Raw genomic sequence first — 18,143 nt, forward strand, 5'->3', positions numbered from 1 at the left:
TTGATTTTATCCTAAAATGGTGACTGTATTTTCTAACATTTCATAAATCGCATTTTTGCCATTCTCAGGTTTTACATTTACAGCACGTGTTCCGTTAAAATGAAGACAGGTAACGTAACCTAGCTGCGCAGCATCTAAACACGTATATTTTACGCAATAATCTAAGGCAAGACCCACAATTTCAAGCAATTGAATGTCGTGGTATTTTAAGAAATCATCCAAACCGGTTTTCACGAAATGATTGTTATCCTGAAATCCGCTGTAGCTGTCAAATTCTGCGTTGGTTCCTTTTTGAATAATGTGTGTGACTTTTTCCCGGTTCAGATCAGGGTGGAATTCTGCGCCATGAGTTCCCTGAACACAATGATCCGGCCACATAAACTGTGGTATGCCATTTAAAATAATGGAGTCACCCACATTTTTACCATTATTTGATGCAAAACTTTTATGGTCGGCCGGATGCCAGTCTTGCGTCAACACAATTTGATCATATTCATTGTCTTGCATTAAGAGGTTGATATAAGGAATAATTTCACTTGCACCAGGTACTGCAAGAGCGCCGCCTTCACAAAAATCATTTTGAACATCGACGATAATAAGGGCTTTTTTCATATTTTAAATTTTTTCGAGTGACATCGGATTGAACTTATTTTGTAGTAAATTTACAAAAGTAAAGGCAAAATTTCAGCCAAGCAAAATTATCAGCCAAATCGTCAAAATTTAAATTGGAAATGGACAACACAGAAGCGAAAAAATATCCCATTGGTCAGTTTCAGCAGCCTGAAAAAATATCTGATCAGGATCTCGACCGATATATAAAAACAATAAAAGATTTTCCGGGGAAAATAAAGCAGCTTGTTGAAAACTGGACGAACGAACAACTCGATACGCAATACAGAACAAATGGCTGGAAGGTGAGACAGCTCATTAATCATTTGGCAGACAGCAGTATGAACAGCTATATCCGTTTTAAACTGGCTTTAACGGAAAATAATCCAACCATTAAAACCTATAATGAACAACAGTGGGCTGAGTTACAAGACAGTTTTAATATTGATATAAAACCGGCGATGCAAACTTTAAAAGGCGTACATAAAAGGTGGGTCTATGAATTGAAAGCTTTAACCAACAAAGAATTTGAAAGTACCTATCATCATCCGGATCAGAATAGAGATATAAGTTTACGCGAGAGTCTGGCTTTTTGCGCCTGGCATTGTGATCATCATTTTGCACATATCGATCAGCTAAGAAAAGAAAATAACTGGTAAATTAATCTCAAAGTTTCCGCATTGGTTTTGAGCTGGAAAATATTATTATTAAATAAAATGGTAAATTTGAATGGCTGGAACAAATGTTAGAACTTTTTTACAATTTGTTTTTATGAAATAGAAATTTTAGAAATCAGAATGTTTTTCGAGCATTTTTTTCATTCAATAATCATCATAAACGTTACTATATGGGCTTTTTAAATAAAATATTTGGCAGCGATGAGCCACAAAAATCATCACTTCAATTTTGGAATACGATTGAATCTGAAGAGGATTTAAAAAAAGCAGTGGAGCAGTCTTCTGAAAAGAAGGTTGTGCTTTTTAAACATTCAACGCGATGCTTTATCAGCAAAACGGTTTTGAAAAATTTTGAAAAAGAAGTGCAAAATTCAGATAAAGACGTCGCTTATTATTTCCTGGACTTAATTGCTTACCGTTCTATTTCAAATAAAATAGCCGACCAGTTTGGCGTGACGCATCAGAGTCCGCAGATGATCGTTCTAGAAAATGGGAAAGCCATAAAAGACGCATCACACCAAAGTATTTCTGTAAATCTCATCTAAAGTTTACGCATGAATTCAGTAAGCAATATCACAACTTATCTCGCAGAAATTCTGGAGATTCCGGTAGAAGCAGTTTCAGCCTGCAGCACATTTTACCACCATAAAAAAGTCGGTAAAAATGAATTTTTACTTGAAGAAGGGGGGATTTGTCGCGATACTTTTTTTGTAGAAAAAGGTTTGCTCAGAATGTATTCAATTGATAAAAATGGCAAAGAGCACATTATTCAGTTTGCACCGGAAAAATGGATGATCTCTGACCGCAGCTCCGTATACTTTAACGAGAAATCGAAATATTATATTGAAGCCGTGGAAGATTCGGAAGTTTATCTTTTAAACGATGACTTTTTCACCAAATTAGGTGATGTCTATCCGCACGCGGCCGAGAATAATGAGATCCTTTTGCAAAAACACATCCGAATTTTACAGAACAGAGTCAACGCACTTTTGGCAGATACCGCAGAAGAACGGTACATGAGTTTTATAACAATGTACCCTGATATTCTGTTGCGTGCACCACAATGGATGGTGGCTTCTTATCTTGGAATTACACCCGAAAGTTTAAGCAGGGTGAGGAAAGAATTAGCGCGGAAAAATTTTGAACCATCATAAAAAAAGGAACTCGATTGAGTTCCTTTTAGTTTTTTGCGATAAATATTATTTACCTAAATACGATTTAAGAATTTTACTTCTCGTATTGTGTTTCAATCTTTTAATTGCTTTTTCTTTAATCTGACGAACTCTTTCTCTGGTCAGGTCAAAAGTCTCTCCAATTTCTTCCAAAGTCATCGGGTGTTTTCCGTTCAAACCGAAATACAAACGAACCAGATCTGCCTCACGTGGCGTCAAAGTTTGTAATGCTCTTTCGATTTCAATTTGAAGAGATTCCAGCATCAAATCCTTATCCGGACTTGGTGATTCACCGGAACGCAATACGTCATACAAGTTAGAATCTTCACCCTCAACCAACGGCGCATCCATGGACAGGTGTCTTCCGGAGTTTTTCATTGATTCTTTAATGTCAGATTCACTCATATCCAAAACTTCCGCTAACTCTTCTGGGGATGGAGGTCTTTCGTTCTCCTGCTCCAAATGTGCGTATGCTTTGTTGATCTTGTTAATCGATCCAATTTTATTCAATGGCAACCTTACAATTCTCGACTGTTCTGCCAATGCCTGTAGAATCGATTGACGAATCCACCAAACTGCGTAAGAGATAAATTTAAAACCTCGGGTCTCATCATATCTTTTCGCCGCTTTCATCAAGCCTAAATTCCCTTCATTAATTAAATCGGGCAAAGAAAGCCCCTGATTTTGGTATTGTTTAGACACAGATACCACAAAACGGAGGTTGGCTTTAATCAATTTTTCCAACGCAACTCTATCTCCGGCGCGGATTTTTTGTGCCAATTCAACTTCTTCGTCGGCCGTAATCAAATCAACTTTCCCAATCTCTTGCAAATACTTGTCGAGAGAGGCGGTTTCTCTGTTGGTAACCTGTTTGGTAATTTTTAATTGTCTCATATTAAATCGGTCCACTTTAGGACTGCATTACATTATACGATCAGAAGTATCAAAAGGTTACAAAACTTTAAAAATATGATAGCTATTCTTTTTTGGGCGACTTTAATCCATCTTCCGTTCCCACTTTTTTATAAAATAATCCAACGCTTTTTCCCCCTACATTTATTTTATAAAAAGAGTTCCACTCAAGCTGGGTCGCGACTATAGCAGGTATGAAGGGCAGTTTTACTAATCAAATTTTTCCTATTTCAAACCATTGATAAAAAAACTCATTCTGCAGAGGCACAGAATGAGTTCAAATTAATTACAAAGGCGTCAATTATTTAATAATTAATTTAGTTAAATATTGTTTTACTTCTTTTGCGACAACCAATATATAGAAGTCTAATTTTGCTTAAACAGAAATCTAATTTTTACTACATAGTATAATTTACATAAACAGCCGTGGTGATTACAGTTAAACCTTTGGCTTTGTTAAATATAAATGATTGATTGCTCGAATTTTGGCGGTGTGAAATTACTTCTTCTACTATAGCCTCCTCAAATAGTTCTCCTTCTCATCAGCAATTTTTGGTTGCACTCATCAAATTTATTGCGGTGTTATTAAAATAGAACTAAACTTGTTAATTTTCTCTTAATCAAAATTTTAATCAAAGTTAAAAATATTATGTGAAGGATATAAATTTGAATAGTTAAATTTGAGATCTTAATATGTAATTTTAAATAAATTATAAAAAATGAAGTTTTCACCCATTATTATTGGTACTATGCGTTGGGGAATTTGGGGCGCCAATCATTCTAAAAAAGATGTTCAGAAGCTCATCGAAACTGCTCTGAAAGAAGATTTGACAACTTTCGATCATGCCGACTTGTATGGTGATTACACAACGGAAAAATTATTTGGAGATGCGTTTTCTAAAATGAATGTGAAGAGGGAAGAAGTGCAGTTCATATCAAAATGTGGAATAGAGATGCCGTGTTCAAACAGAAATTACACGGTGAAGTCCTATAATTATTCTAAAGATCACATTCTAAGATCCGTCGATCAAAGTTTAAACAATTTGCAAACCGACTATTTAGATCTGTTACTCCTTCACCGACCATCACCTTTAATGAATCCAGGGGAAATTGCCGAAAGTTTTGGAGTTTTAAGGGAACAGAAAAAAGTACGGCATTTCGGAGTTTCTAATTTTTCTCCTTCACAGTTTCACTTAATAAATGATGCTTTTCCTCTAATTACGAATCAAGTTGAAATTTCACTGAATCAAACGGCTGCCTTTGACGACGGAACTTTGGATCAGCTGATGATAAAAAAGCTTAAGCCCATGGCGTGGTCCGTGATGGGAAATTATTTTTCCAAAGATTCTGCAGAAAATAAAAGAATTAAAAAAGTCTTAGAGAAACTTTGTGGAAAGTATAATGCGGAGGAAAATCAAATCTTGCTTGCATTTATTTTAAAACATCCGGCGGGAATTTTGCCTGTTATAGGGACTTCGCGCTCGGAAAATATTATAAAACTTAAAGCTTCCTTACAAATAAAACTCTCGAATGAAGACTGGTTTAAACTCTTACAGGCAAAAAATGGGAGCGAGGTATTGTAAATTTATCATAAAATAGTTGCAGGTTTGAATTATAATCGTAACTTGCACTCGTTTTTATATCCGAAGTCAATTATTGTTCATCGCATTCATTGAGTTTCATTTATAATTTCAACAGTATTAATAATTAATTTTTTTTTAAGATGAACATTTTTGTTTCAAACATTAACTATGCAACTCAAGAACAGTCGTTGCAAGATTTATTTTCAGAATTTGGTGACGTATCGTCTGCCAAAATTATCACAGACAGAGAAACCGGTAGATCTAGAGGTTTCGGTTTCGTAGAAATGAGCGACGAAGATGGCAAGAATGCTATCGAAGCTCTAAACGGAAAAGAATTGGATGGTAAAGAACTTAACATTTCTGAAGCTAAGCCAAGAGAAGACAAACCAAGAAGAAGCTTTGACAACAACCGTTCAGGCGGTGGTGGTTACGGAGGTGGAAATCGTGGTGGTGGAAGCGGATACAGCGGCGGAGGTCGTAGTGGCGGTTCTAACTGGTAAGATTTTACCCAGAATAATTATAGCGACTTTTTTCAAGTCGCTTTTTTTGTGCTTTTATTTTAAATCTAAATAATGCATGTTACAAAAAGCAATCAGGTATTTTCTTTAATATAAGGAGTGCTGTAGAAAAATGAATAACCTTTTGTGAACTTTAAGGTGCTTTTCTTTTTTGAGCGAAATCTCGGATCATGTTTTATTTATTAGTGATCAGGGAGTTTCTGTTTAAGGGTTAGAAAGAAGAGCTTAATTTTTCTTCACTAATATTAAAATCGATTCAGAGTTGGTACTGAACTCATTCTTTTTTTCCTGTGTATTTAGTTGTACTAAATTATCAAATATAACTTTGATCTCGTAGTCACCAATTTTTCGGGTGATATCTAAACTAGAAACATTGGTTTCGCCAACACCGGGATAGCGCTTAAAAATCTCAGTAATCTCCGGAAGCAGGTCAATTTTTTCCCCTTCATAGACGAGGGTAAATTTAGATTGAGAGTGATTTCCGTCCAAATCAAATTCTAAGGTTTTTCCCTCCAGGTTAAATGAATTTTGTCTATAATTATAAGCTTTAAAAAGATATTGATAGCCCGTAATATTTATATTGTTGTTTCGTACAGTAAGTGTTCGGTTTTGTGGAGTTGATTCAGGATTTATACTGGAGTTATCATAAGTAATATTCTTGAACTCATCTCGTAAACTCCCGCTTATATTATAGAAAGCACCTTTTTCAATATGCGTTGCAAGTCTTTTTTGAAGAGGACTCTTCACTAAAGATTGTAGAAATTGTTCTTCATGCCGTTTGGCGAGAAATTCAAATTTATCAGATACATCAATCACTACTTTAATATCTACCTTTGTATTAAAGTTAATTGTTCCGTTTTGCAATAAATTATTTTCCGTTAAAGTCTTCATCAATTCATTTTTCTGACTTCTTTTTGCGGTAGAAAAAGCATTAATATAAGGAAATACTAAGGCTAATAATCCAAAAATGAACAGGCTCATCGGTACGAATTTAATCGTAGACCGAGGAATAAAAATAAAATAAAGTACAACCGAAGTTAGCCAAAGGGCAATAATCAAAACAAAATATCGAGGTTCTGTAAATCCATATTCTAAAATTCTGGTGAAAATAGCCACAAACAGTAGAATAATTAAGGGAAGTAAAGTGTAATAAAATATAGTGGAAAAAATTTTAACCCAAGATCTGGTCGCTGATTCTTTTAAAGGATGTACGAGCAATAGAGCCAAGATTCCAACTACAGAATAAGCGAGAATTAAATAGGAAACCCAACCTCGTGGTAATTCCCAGTTCATCAGAATTTTTGCGGAGTAGAAGTAAAGGATCACAGCGTAAATAAGCAACAGTGGAATTAAAATATACTGCGTAAAAAACTTTAAAACGACTGGATAATCACCATTTCTTTCCAGGTAATTTAAACCCTTTTCATTAAAAAGTAAAAAAATGCAACAGCTTCCGAAAATTGAAAAAAATGCGAACGTATAACTGTAATAACTACTGTTAAAGTTAAAATCGAACAGTTTGTCGATTGCTAAAATAGCCAGTAAAACGCCGCCGGTAAGAACTCCTGTGAAAATGACAGTTAGAAAAGTATTGATGAACAGATTTTTGTTGTACTGCCAGAAATTCAACTCCTTGTTGTGACCTATAAATGCGACAAACGATACGAGAAGATGCGACAATATTAAAATGGGGATCAGCACAAACGCATATACTTCTGTAAAATCTTTTTCACGAGTTGGTAAAACGAAATAGATTACTGCAAGGATTATTAGACCGCACAACTGCAGAATCAATTCTTGGCCAATTCTTTGAGAAAGCATTTTGAGGCCGAAAAACAATGAAATTCCCAATGCAGAAATGAGCGTTAATTTTACATATTCAAAAGCTGCCTCAGTTTTAGGAAAATCTGTTTCTATGTAACAAATCATTGATATCGCCGAAATAAAGGCCATCACCAAGACCATCGGATACCGCTGTACTATTACTGCGGTTTTTCCTAAAACATCGTTGAGCTTTTTAAACATTTATATTATTTTTCTTTATTCTTCTTCTTTTTTTTCTTAACTGTTACTGCATGATCGAAATTGAGGCGATTTTTCTTCTTTTTCTTTTTCTTCGGTCCTGTGATGTCTTGTATAAACTGACTGATGTCAGATTCAGATTCCGCTTTTTTATCGTTTTGAATGATGGTTGATTTTGTTTCAAAGAAACCCTCTAGATCAGTAGCTTGCAAAAGTTTTTCGTCGCGCATCATCTGAATCATTTCGCGTGAAGAGTTATTGAAATATTGATCTAAAAAATTGGTCAACATGAATTTTTTATAATCGTGAAAAGGTACGGCAACGCTATATCTGAAGATTCGACCTTCTTTTTCGGTTGTTAGAAATTCCTTTTCTACCAGTATTTTTAAAAAAGTAGAAATGGTATTTGGGTGTGGCTTTGGTTCGGGATATTGCTCAATAATTTCTCGCATATAGGCAGAATCCAGATTCCAAAGGACTTTCATTAAGTGTTCTTCAGCAGTAGTTAAAAGACTAATTTTCATCGTTAATTTGAAATTTGAATATGGGTATAAAGATAAATAAAAGAAATTACACCCGCGATCAGCGAGCCAGACAATACTTCTGCTAAAGTATGGCGTTTTAGAATAATTCTGCTGATTCCGACCAATACTGAAATACCCAGCCAAATACCCCCAAATATTGGCTCAATTGCAAAAAGGAGCGCTGCTACAAAGATATTGAGGGCTGTATGCATGGAACTTTTAATAAAATAGTTGCTGACCTGCATGGTAACTAGTAAAATAAAAAGAAAAAATAAAACCCAGTCAATTTCTTGATATCGCAGGTAGATGAAAGCAAGATAGACCAAAATACATCCTGCGATAAAAAAATAGAGACTCTTGCGCTGCTGTCTGTTCGAAACATCAAGGTCTGTATAGTCCTTTTTCTTAACTTTCCAGACTATAAATCCTGAAATGGGAATAATGGTGAATGCCAAAATAGGGAGAAACTGGAGTGCAGATTCCCGTAAAGTGGAATTTTTAGCACTGTAAATAATGAAGTAAATGATTAAGGAGTTGAGCGGATTGAAGAAATTGGAGATTAGTTTCGAGAACTTTATAAGGAGAGAAGAAGGCGATTTTGTCATAAATAAATTTATAGTTTCAAAAGTAATATTTTTTTAGGAGTAAAAACTCACATTTAAAACACTATGCTACCAATAAAGACAAAGTTTTTTATTATTTTTGCTGAATATTTCCAAACAAACATAAAACCGCAAGGCGATATGTTTTTATAAAAAAGCAAAAGTTAGCACATGAAAGAATTTTCGCAAGAAGTTTACCTGAAGTGGTACGAAGAGATGACAATGTGGAGAAGGTTTGAAGACAAATGCCGCTCTCTTTATCTCAAACAAAAGATTAGAGGATTTTTACATCTATATAATGGTCAGGAAGCAATCCCAGCTGGATTTGCACATGCAATGGATTTGTCGAAAGACAGCATGATCACCGCATATCGTTGTCACGTTCATCCAATGGCAATGGGCGTAGATCCGAAAAGAATTATGGCAGAACTTTGCGGTAAAGCGACCGGAACTTCTGGTGGAATGGGAGGTTCTATGCACATTTTCAGCAAAGAGAAACGTTTCTACGGCGGTCACGGAATCGTAGGTGGTCAAATCCCATTAGGAGCAGGAATTGCTTTTGCTGATAAATATTTTGAAACCGGCGGCGTAAATATCTGTTTCTTTGGAGATGGTGCTGCACGTCAGGGTTCACTCCACGAAACGTTCAATATGGCCATGAACTGGAAACTTCCGGTAGTTTTTGTGGTCGAAAATAATGGATATGCAATGGGAACTTCTGTAAAAAGAACAGCCAATCACGAAGATATTTATAAATTAGGATTAGGATATGAAATGCCTTGTCTGCCTGTAGATGCTATGGATCCTGAGAAAGTTGCTGAAGCAGCTTACGAAGCGATCGAAAGAGCAAGAAGAGGTGATGGACCAACATTTATTGAAGCGAGAACGTACCGTTACAGAGGTCACTCGATGTCTGATGCAGAACCATACAGAACTAAAGATGAAGTTGCAGAGCATAAAAAAGATGATCCTATCGAAATTGTAAAGCGAAGAATCTTGGAAAATAGCTGGGCGACAGAAGATCAACTTGCTGAAATTGAAGAAAGATCCAGAACGTTCGTGGACGAATGTGTAGAATTTATGGAGCAGTCTCCATATCCGGATCCTTCAAAGGTTTACGATTATGTGTATGCGCAGGAAGATTATCCTTTCATCGATAAACTGGAAAATAACTAAAACAATTTGAAGACGCGTACATTCGTTTAAATATTTTTAGCAGTTGTAAGCATCATCATATTAACAATATTAATAAAGAAAAATTATGGCAGAAGTAATTACAATGCCCCGACTTTCGGATACGATGACTGACGGTAAAGTGGCAAAATGGCATTTTAAAGTCGGTGATACCGTAAAAGAAGGCGATATTTTAGCAGAAATCGAAACCGATAAAGCCGTTCAAGACTTTGAATCAGAGGTTAATGGTACTTTGTTATATATCGGAACAGAAGAAGGTGATTCTTCTCCCGTAGATTCTGTATTGGCCATTATCGGTGAAAAAGGAGAAGATATCTCTACACTGAAAGGTGGAAAAGCTGCAGAAGTCGTTTCCGAGAAAAAAGAAGAAGAAAAAACCGACGAAGAACATAAAACGGAAGACAAAGCAACCAGTATTGAAAAAACAACTGCTGAAATTCCGGCAGGAGTAGAAGTCATTTCAATGCCAAGACTTTCTGATACCATGACCGAGGGTAAAGTGGCGAAATGGCACTTTAAAGTAGGTGATAAAGTGAAAGAAGGCGATATTCTTGCAGAAATCGAAACTGATAAAGCCATTCAGGATTTTGAATCTGAATTCAATGGCACTTTGCTTTTTACCAGCGTTGGTGAAGGTGAAGCAAGTCCGGTTGATACAATTTTAGCCATCATTGGTCCGGAAGGAACAGATGTTTCCGGAATAACTTCAGGAGGTGCCCCCAAAGAAGCCTCAAAACCTGCAGCTGAACAAGAAAAATCTGAGAAGGCTCCAAAAGAATCAACATCTGAAAAAACAGAAACTCCATCTGCCGACAACGCTTCTACGGAAAGATTGGCAATTTCTCCTTTGGCTAAAAAAATGGCCGAAGATAAAGGAATTGACCTTAAGACTTTAAAAGGAAGTGGCGAGAACGGAAGAATCGTTAAAAAAGATATCGAAAATTACGAACCAAAAGCCGCAAGTACTTCTGCAGATAAAAAAGAATCTGTTGCCACTGCATCGACTTCTCCAGCTCCAATGAATTTTGTTCAGGGTGAAGATTCTGAAACGCCCAATTCACAGGTTCGAAACATTATAGCAAAACGACTTTCTGAAAGTAAATTTACCGCTCCACATTATTATCTGATTGTCGAAATCAACATGGATAAAGCGATTGAAGCGAGAAAAGAAATCAATTCTTTACCGGATACCAAGATTTCATTTAATGATATGATTATTAAAGCAACTGCGATGGCTTTAAGAAAACATCCACAAGTGAATTCTACCTGGAAAGAAGATAAAATCATTCACCATGGAAATATCAACGTCGGTGTTGCCGTCGCAATTCCTGATGGATTAGTGGTTCCTGTGTTGAAAAATGCAGATCAAATGAACTACAATCAAATTTCTGCCGCCGTTAAAGATATGGCCGGAAGAGCTAAATCCAAAGGTTTAAAAGCCAACGAAATGGAAGGTTCTACATTCTCAGTTTCTAACTTAGGAATGTTTGGGATTGAAACCTTTACCTCAATTATCAACCAGCCGAACTCTGCGATTCTTTCTGTCGGAGCGATTGTGGAAAAACCAATTGTAAAAGACGGACAAATCGTTGTTGGGAACACCATGAAACTTTCTTTGGCATGTGACCACAGAGTAGTTGACGGAGCGACTGGCGCGCAATTCTTACAAACGCTAAGAACCTATTTAGAACAGCCTTTGACACTGTTACTCTAAGTAATCAACTTTAAATATTTTGATCCTTCCGATTCATTTTGGAGGGATTTTTATTTGGGCGCAACCCTCGCCCAAGCTAATCCAGCATCTCGGGTCGGTCTGCGTGCAGTCGTTCTTTTTATTTTTCTGCGAAAAACAAAAAGGAACTCCAACAATGCACTTCGCCCTTGCGCAAAAACTCGCAAAAATTCCCTATTTTTGAAACCATGATTAAAGCGACTAATATTCATAAATCCTACGGCGATTTAGAAGTGTTGAAAGGAGTAGACATCCACATCAAAGAAGGCGAGGTGATCTCTATCGTTGGTGAGTCGGGCGCAGGTAAATCAACTTTACTGCAGATTTTGGGAACCCTTGATAAACCCAGTAATCCGAAGAAATTTAATACCGCACTCGAATTGGCGGGCCAGTCTTTTGTTAATATGAGCGACCGTCAGTTGTCACGCTTCCGAAATGAAAATATCGGATTTGTATTTCAGTTTCACCAACTTTTACCCGAATTTTCTGCACTGGAAAATGTTTTGCTTCCCACAAAAATTGCCGGTAAAAACGAAAAAGAATCCATTGACAAAGCTTATTCATTATTCGAAGATTTAAACATTGCCCACAGAATTCACCACAAACCCAACGAAATGTCGGGTGGTGAAGCACAACGAACCGCGGTGGCGAGAGCTTTGATCAATTCCCCGAAGATCATCTTCGCCGATGAACCCACCGGAAATTTAGATTCGAAAAATGCTGATGATCTGCATCAACTCTTTTTTGATTTAAGAGATAAATACCATCAGACTTTTGTTATTGTGACGCATAATACACATTTGGCCGATACCACCGACCGTAAATTGGTGATGAAAGATGGTTTGATTATTCATGGTCTTTAATTTCAGAGTATTCAGATATTTTAATTAAATTTATAAGTTAATTCTTCAATCACTTTGAAATGTCTATTAAATTCCTGGCTGAAGACGACCGACCGAGAGAAAAATTTTTACTGAAAGGTAAAAATTCACTTTCAGATGCAGAGTTGCTGGCAATTATTATGGGAAGCGGCAACCGCGAAGAATCAGCCGTTGAATTAGGACGTAAGATCTTAAATTCGATCGGAAATAACTGGCATAATTTATCACTTTTAACCATTCCAGATTTGATGAAGTTTAAAGGAGTTGGAGAGGCAAAAGCCATATTGATTGCCACTTCACTTGAAATTGGCAGAAGAAGAGCAGCCCAGGAAGTTCCGGAAAAAATTCAAATCACGAACAGCCACGAAACTTATAAAGTGTTACTTCCTTATTTATCAGATTTGCAGACCGAAGAATTTTGGGCCATTTATCTGAATCAAAACAACCGTATTTTGGGTAAAGGAAAACTGTCTTCTGGCGGAATTAATCAATCGGTTGTAGATGTTCGTATACTTTTCAAAACTGCTTTGGAGCAATTTGCAACCGGGATTATTATCGCTCATAATCATCCGTCCGGGAATTTGAAACCCAGTTCTGAAGATCTCAAAATAACAAAACAAATTGCCGAGGCAGGTAAAATTTTGAATATTCAATTGCTTGATCACTTGATCATTGCGCAAAATTCTTATTTAAGTTTTGCAGATGAAAATTTATTATGATTAGAAAACTGAAATATGCCGATATCGATTTTCAGAAATATAAAAGCGCGATTGAGAATTCGGTTCAAAATAACTTTTATGCAAGCAAACTCATATTAGATCACCTTTGTGAAAGCTGGGAAATACTTATTTCCGGAGATTACAAATTTGTAATGCCAATTCCTTTAAAGAAGAAATTTGGAGTTCAGTTTGCCCTAATGCCTTTATTCTGCCAGCAATTGGGGATTTTCGGTAAAGAAAGAAATCCAATTATAGAACAGGAATTTTTTAAATATTTTATTCAAAATTACAAGGTCTACTATTATGCTTTCAATTATCAGAATACTTTTGAAGAGAATTTAAAATTTAAGAAAAATTACTTTATTCAAAACATTGAATATTTAGACTTAAAGAAAAACTATTTTAAAGGTAGAAAATCGGCAGTAAAATCTTCACAACATCTTACTTTTAAAGAACTCGCCCTGTCGGAAAGTCTCGTTTTTATTCAAACCCATTTTAAAGGCTTGGATAAAAAGAAAGATATGGATAAATTTTTTACGTATTTAAACTTTCTTCAGGCTAAAAATCTTTTGAAAATTTACGGAGCATTTAAAGAAGAACATTTAATCTGTTTGGCCACAGTGATCAAAAGTGGGAAAAAGATTTCATTATTAGGGTTAATTAATGATGATATGTACAGAAAAGATAACGGTGCATCGTTTATAATTGACCGTATTTTAACGGATCACATTTCCGTATATTCGTTTGATTATATGGGCAGTACCATCCGCGGAATTGAGGTTTTCTTTAAAAGTTTCGGTTCAGAATTGCAGGAATATGCGGTGATAGAAAATTCCAGGAAAGATTTACTGAAAAGCCTACTCAGAAAGGGCTAAAATTCGTAATTTTGTGCATTCTTAAAAAACATGATAGAATCGCCTTTATTTCCATATGCTTTTGCGCTGCTAATCGCAGCACCTTTCCTGATTTACACCAGGCAGTTTGTATACACGTACATCAAACTGAAAAAGCAACAGATCAATTTATTGACGGTAAAAGGACAATCGGAACAGCGTATTCACGCGTATGAAAGAATCACCCTTTTTTTAGAACGATTGAAACCCGCGAATTTAGTGACGAAATTTGACAGCAGTCTCGCGGCGCACGAATATCTTTTTTTAGTAGAAAAAACCATTAATGAAGAGTTCGATTATAATGCCTCCCAGCAATTATATCTGACCAAAAATTCCTGGAGCAAAGTCGTAAACTGTAAGAACAGTGTTTTGCATTTACTTCATAAAACCTATGAAAATCTTAGCAATGAAAGCACGCTGCAGGATTTTAAAACTGTTTTTTTGATGAATTATATGAATGAAGACGATTATATTTCATCTTGTATTGAAGACCTTAGAAAAGAAAACTTAATTATAAATTAAAATAGATAAATGATACCGAATTTTAAAGCACATCCGTGGCACGGGATTTCTGCCGGCGATGAAGCACCAAACGTTGTTAATGTATTTGTAGAAATTGTCCCTAGCGACACCATAAAATATGAGATCGATAAGCAGAGTGGCTATTTAAAAGTAGACCGTCCACAGCAATTTTCTAATATTATCCCGGCTTTGTACGGTTTTATTCCAAGAACATACTGTCACGATGAAGTATTGAAACTGGCGATTGAAAGCGGCGCTCAGGATGTGTCGATGGGAGATTTAGATCCTTTGGATATCTGCGTTTTAAGCTCTCATAATATCCATGCTGGTGGTATGTTGATGGAAGCTATTCCAATTGGCGGTTTTAAAATGATCGACAAAGGTGAAGCGGATGATAAGATAGTTGCAGTCATGAAAGGGGACCACGCTTTTGGTCATTTCCGCGATATCGAAGAATTGCCTCAAGCGGAAGTGAAAAGATTGATGCACTATTTCTTAACCTATAAAAATTTACCGGATGAACCTGCAAAATGCAGAATCGAAGAAGTATACGGTGCAGAACATGCAAAGAAAGTTATTTTAGCCTCACAAAAAGATTACGCGAATAAATTTGGCGGCTAATCTGTAATTTAATTACAATTTATAATAGACAAATGTTTTTCATTTGTCTATTTTTATTTTAAGGATAAAAGAGTATTAATTAAAAAAAAAACGTATTTTCGAATTTCGTTTTTATTAACAATATTTAACATTAATTAAATTAACCTTAAAAATTAGTCTATGGATTTATTTTATTTAGTACCAATCTTTGGTATTATTGCTTTAATCTACACTTTTGTCCAAAGCTCTTGGGTGAGTAAACAAAATGCAGGTAATGACCGGATGAAGGAGATCGCAGGTCACATTTCCGACGGAGCCATGGCTTTCTTGAAGGCAGAATACAAAATCATGGGCTACTTCGTGATCATTGTAGCTGTATTACTTGCTTTAATGGGTGCTACGAATTCGAACTCGCACTGGACCATAGGCGTTTCTTTTGTCTTAGGTGCCATCCTTTCTGCTCTGGCAGGATTTATCGGAATGAAAATCGCCACAAAATCCAATGTAAGAACAGCGGAAGCCGCGAAGACTTCATTATCAAAAGCCCTGAAGGTTTCCTTTGCAGGAGGTTCGGTAATGGGAATGGGAGTTGCGGGATTGGCCGTGTTAGGTCTCGGTGGATTGTACCTCATCATCAAACAGATCTTCGCGCCGGGTGCTGGTGTTGATTCTTTGGAAATGGAAAAAACCATAGAGATTTTAACAGGGTTTTCTTTAGGAGCTGAATCAATCGCCTTGTTTGCACGTGTAGGTGGCGGAATTTATACAAAAGCTGCCGATGTGGGTGCTGATTTGGTTGGTAAAGTTGAAGCCGGAATTCCGGAAGATGATCCGAGAAATCCTGCAACTATTGCAGATAATGTTGGAGATAATGTAGGAGATGTTGCCGGAATGGGCGCTGATTTATTTGGGTCTTACGTTGCCACGGTTTTAGCAACCATGGTTTTGGGAAGAGAAACATTTTCTGATGATGCATTTGGTGGTTATGCACCGATCCTTTTACCGATGTTAATCGCAGGAACAGGAATTATTTATTCTATGATCGGAACTTTGTTTGTAAAAATAGCAGAAACCACAGAGTTAGATACTGCGCCGGTTCAGAATGCATTAAATTTAGGAAACTGGGGAAGTATCGTTATTACAGCGATCTCTTCTTATTTCCTCGTCAACTATTTAATGCCGGATACCATGACACTTCGCGGTCATGAATTTACCAAAATGGGCGTTTTCGGTGCTATTATGGTGGGACTTGTGGTAGGAACATTAATGAGCATTATTACCGAGTATTATACTGCGATGGGTAAAAGACCGGTAAAAAGTATCATTAAACAATCTTCAACAGGACATGCAACCAATATAATCGGTGGATTAGCGGTTGGAATGGAATCTACTTTATTACCAATTTTAGTTTTAGCCGGAGGTATTTACGGTTCATATCTTTGTGCCGGTTTATATGGTGTTGCAATTGCGGCGGCAGGAATGATGGCAACTACAGCTATGCAGTTAGCCATTGATGCTTTTGGACCCATTGCAGACAATGCAGGTGGGATTGCTGAAATGAGTGAATTACCAAAAGAAGTTCGTGAAAGAACCGATATTTTAGATGCGGTAGGAAATACAACTGCTGCAAGTGGTAAAGGTTTTGCGATCGCTTCAGCTGCTTTAACGGCTTTGGCTTTATTTGCGGCATTCGTTGGAATTGCAGGCATTGATGGGATTGATATTTATCGAGCTGATGTTCTTGCCGGATTATTTGTAGGAGCCATGATTCCATTTATCTTTTCCTCATTGGCGATCAAAGCCGTTGGAGAAGCCGCAATGGCCATGGTGGAAGAAGTTCGCCGACAATTCCGTGAAATCCCTGGAATTTTAGAAGGTAAAGCGGTTCCGGAATATGAAAAATGTGTGGCTATTTCAACGGATGCTTCCATCAAAAAGATGATGCTTCCGGGCGCAATCGCATTGGTTTCTCCGCTATTGATTGGATTTATTTTCGGACCGGAAGTATTGGGAGGGTTTTTAGCCGGAGCGACCGTTTCAGGCGTGTTGATGGGAATGTTCCAAAATAACGCGGGTGGAGCTTGGGATAATGCTAAAAAGTCTTTCGAGAAAGGAGTTGAGATCAATGGGGAAATGCACTACAAAGGTTCTGAACCTCACAAAGCGTCAGTAACCGGAGATACAGTGGGTGATCCGTTCAAAGATACTTCAGGACCCTCTATGAATATCTTAATTAAATTGATGTCCATTGTTTCTTTGGTTATCGCACCTACATTAGCAATACTTCACAAAGACAAGATTGATCAAAACAGAAAAGAAAAATTAGAATCCCTGCAAGCCATGATAGGAACTGCTGCTGTGCCAATTGTTGTGGATGGTGGTGCGGTCGTAATGCCTGCCGCAGAAATAAGAGGTCAGCTGAATGAAGACGGTGATTTCGTTTATGATATCGGCAATATGAAGCAAGTAAAGCTGGCAGACAAAACTATTGCTTTAGGAGAAAATAGCCAGTTGTACAGAATGTATAACGGCCTGAAGACAAATGACAAAACAGTGTTAAATCCTGATCAATGGTACACGATTGAAAATCTCTATTTCCAAAGTGGAAGCAGCGACTTGAAAGCGGGTTCTGAGCAGCAATTAAATAATCTGGCGGAGATTCTAAACGCTTATCCAAGTGTGAAAATTAAATTGGGAGGTTACACAGATAATACAGGAAGTGAAGAAACCAATATGAGATTGTCTAATCTTCGCGCCCAGTCTGCGAAATTAAAATTACTCGAAATGGGTATCGCCGCTGACCGAATTGAAGCCCAAGGTTACGGAGCTGAACATCCGGTTTGTGAAGCAAATGATACGGATGAATGTAAAGCGCAGAACCGACGCATAGACGTTCATGTAGTAAACTTTTAAAGACATTATTAAATAAAAATCCCAGCCGAAAGGTTGGGATTTTTTATGTGTTGATGAAAAAATTCTCCTA

At 36.8% G+C, this 18,143-nt stretch carries 18 protein-coding genes; 13 read left to right on the forward strand and 5 right to left on the reverse strand.

The window, feature by feature from the left end; genetic code table 11:
• Positions 1-6 precede the first annotated feature (6 nt).
• Positions 7-612, reverse strand: coding sequence for a bifunctional nicotinamidase/pyrazinamidase (gene pncA, locus EIB73_RS02350; protein WP_125022262.1), 606 nt, complete (start codon positions 610-612; stop codon positions 7-9).
• Positions 613-731: 119 nt separating this feature from the next.
• Here pncA and EIB73_RS02355 point away from each other — a divergent pair, with 119 nt between their 5' ends.
• From EIB73_RS02355 to EIB73_RS02365, 3 genes are all read left to right on the forward strand, one after another.
• Positions 732-1,268 carry a YfiT family bacillithiol transferase gene (locus EIB73_RS02355; RefSeq protein WP_125022263.1) on the forward strand — a complete coding sequence of 179 codons (537 nt, stop codon included), beginning with the start codon at positions 732-734 and terminating at the stop codon, positions 1,266-1,268.
• A gap of 188 nt (positions 1,269-1,456) precedes the next feature.
• On the forward strand, positions 1,457-1,831 hold the full coding sequence (ytxJ, locus tag EIB73_RS02360) for a bacillithiol system redox-active protein YtxJ (RefSeq protein WP_125022264.1): 375 nt from the start codon (positions 1,457-1,459) through the stop codon (positions 1,829-1,831).
• Between the two features lie 9 nt (positions 1,832-1,840).
• The gene (locus EIB73_RS02365) at positions 1,841-2,440 is read left to right on the forward strand and encodes a Crp/Fnr family transcriptional regulator (RefSeq protein WP_125022265.1); all 600 of its coding nucleotides are present in this window, start codon (positions 1,841-1,843) and stop codon (positions 2,438-2,440) included.
• Positions 2,441-2,485: 45 nt separating this feature from the next.
• Here the strand turns inward: EIB73_RS02365 and EIB73_RS02370 are convergent, their stop codons facing one another.
• Positions 2,486-3,352 carry a sigma-70 family RNA polymerase sigma factor gene (locus EIB73_RS02370; protein WP_125022266.1) on the reverse strand — a complete coding sequence of 289 codons (867 nt, stop codon included), beginning with the start codon at positions 3,350-3,352 and terminating at the stop codon, positions 2,486-2,488.
• Positions 3,353-4,089: 737 nt separating this feature from the next.
• Between EIB73_RS02370 and EIB73_RS02375 the strand changes: the two genes are divergently transcribed.
• Both EIB73_RS02375 and EIB73_RS02380 read left to right on the forward strand, forming a co-directional pair.
• Complete coding sequence (locus EIB73_RS02375) at positions 4,090-4,953, forward strand: aldo/keto reductase (protein ID WP_125022267.1); 864 nt, start codon at positions 4,090-4,092, stop codon at positions 4,951-4,953.
• Positions 4,954-5,093: 140 nt separating this feature from the next.
• Positions 5,094-5,453, forward strand: coding sequence for an RNA recognition motif domain-containing protein (locus EIB73_RS02380; protein WP_125022269.1), 360 nt, complete (start codon positions 5,094-5,096; stop codon positions 5,451-5,453).
• A gap of 243 nt (positions 5,454-5,696) precedes the next feature.
• Here the strand turns inward: EIB73_RS02380 and EIB73_RS02385 are convergent, their stop codons facing one another.
• Genes EIB73_RS02385 through EIB73_RS02395 form a run of 3 tightly spaced genes read right to left on the reverse strand, consistent with a single transcriptional unit; the run spans position 5,697 to position 8,622 of the window.
• Complete coding sequence (locus EIB73_RS02385; protein WP_125022271.1) at positions 5,697-7,496, reverse strand: DUF4153 domain-containing protein; 1,800 nt, start codon at positions 7,494-7,496, stop codon at positions 5,697-5,699.
• A 5-nt stretch (positions 7,497-7,501) separates the two neighbouring features.
• Positions 7,502-8,017: a BlaI/MecI/CopY family transcriptional regulator gene (locus EIB73_RS02390; RefSeq protein ID WP_125022273.1), complete on the reverse strand. Its 516-nt coding sequence runs from the start codon at positions 8,015-8,017 to the stop codon at positions 7,502-7,504.
• Positions 8,018-8,019: 2 nt separating this feature from the next.
• On the reverse strand, positions 8,020-8,622 hold the full coding sequence (locus tag EIB73_RS02395; RefSeq protein ID WP_125022275.1) for a phosphatase PAP2 family protein: 603 nt from the start codon (positions 8,620-8,622) through the stop codon (positions 8,020-8,022).
• Between the two features lie 168 nt (positions 8,623-8,790).
• Here EIB73_RS02395 and pdhA point away from each other — a divergent pair, with 168 nt between their 5' ends.
• The 8 genes from pdhA to EIB73_RS02435 all read left to right on the forward strand — a co-directional run bounded on the left by pdhA (position 8,791) and on the right by EIB73_RS02435 (position 18,073).
• Positions 8,791-9,795, forward strand: coding sequence for a pyruvate dehydrogenase (acetyl-transferring) E1 component subunit alpha (pdhA, locus tag EIB73_RS02400; RefSeq protein WP_125022277.1), 1,005 nt, complete (start codon positions 8,791-8,793; stop codon positions 9,793-9,795).
• A gap of 85 nt (positions 9,796-9,880) precedes the next feature.
• Positions 9,881-11,527 (forward strand): 2-oxo acid dehydrogenase subunit E2, encoded by a 1,647-nt coding sequence (locus EIB73_RS02405; protein ID WP_125022279.1) that lies wholly within the window; start codon positions 9,881-9,883, stop codon positions 11,525-11,527.
• Between the two features lie 206 nt (positions 11,528-11,733).
• On the forward strand, positions 11,734-12,408 hold the full coding sequence (locus tag EIB73_RS02410; protein WP_125022281.1) for an ABC transporter ATP-binding protein: 675 nt from the start codon (positions 11,734-11,736) through the stop codon (positions 12,406-12,408).
• Positions 12,409-12,467: 59 nt separating this feature from the next.
• Positions 12,468-13,145 (forward strand): RadC family protein, encoded by a 678-nt coding sequence (radC, locus tag EIB73_RS02415; protein WP_125022283.1) that lies wholly within the window; start codon positions 12,468-12,470, stop codon positions 13,143-13,145.
• Positions 13,142-14,020 carry a hypothetical protein gene (locus EIB73_RS02420; protein ID WP_125022285.1) on the forward strand — a complete coding sequence of 293 codons (879 nt, stop codon included), beginning with the start codon at positions 13,142-13,144 and terminating at the stop codon, positions 14,018-14,020. The genes radC and EIB73_RS02420 overlap by 4 nt, the downstream gene beginning before the upstream one ends.
• Positions 14,021-14,050: 30 nt before the next feature.
• Positions 14,051-14,560, forward strand: a complete 510-nt coding sequence (locus tag EIB73_RS02425; protein WP_125022287.1) for a DUF7935 family protein — start codon at positions 14,051-14,053, stop codon at positions 14,558-14,560.
• A 9-nt stretch (positions 14,561-14,569) separates the two neighbouring features.
• Positions 14,570-15,181, forward strand: coding sequence for an inorganic pyrophosphatase (locus EIB73_RS02430; RefSeq protein WP_125022289.1), 612 nt, complete (start codon positions 14,570-14,572; stop codon positions 15,179-15,181).
• Between the two features lie 159 nt (positions 15,182-15,340).
• Positions 15,341-18,073, forward strand: coding sequence for a sodium-translocating pyrophosphatase (locus EIB73_RS02435; RefSeq protein WP_125022291.1), 2,733 nt, complete (start codon positions 15,341-15,343; stop codon positions 18,071-18,073).
• Positions 18,074-18,143: the final 70 nt, after the last annotated feature.

Origin of the sequence: Kaistella carnis, from assembly GCF_003860585.1 — a bacterium.
GTDB lineage: Bacteria > Bacteroidota > Bacteroidia > Flavobacteriales > Weeksellaceae > Kaistella > Kaistella carnis.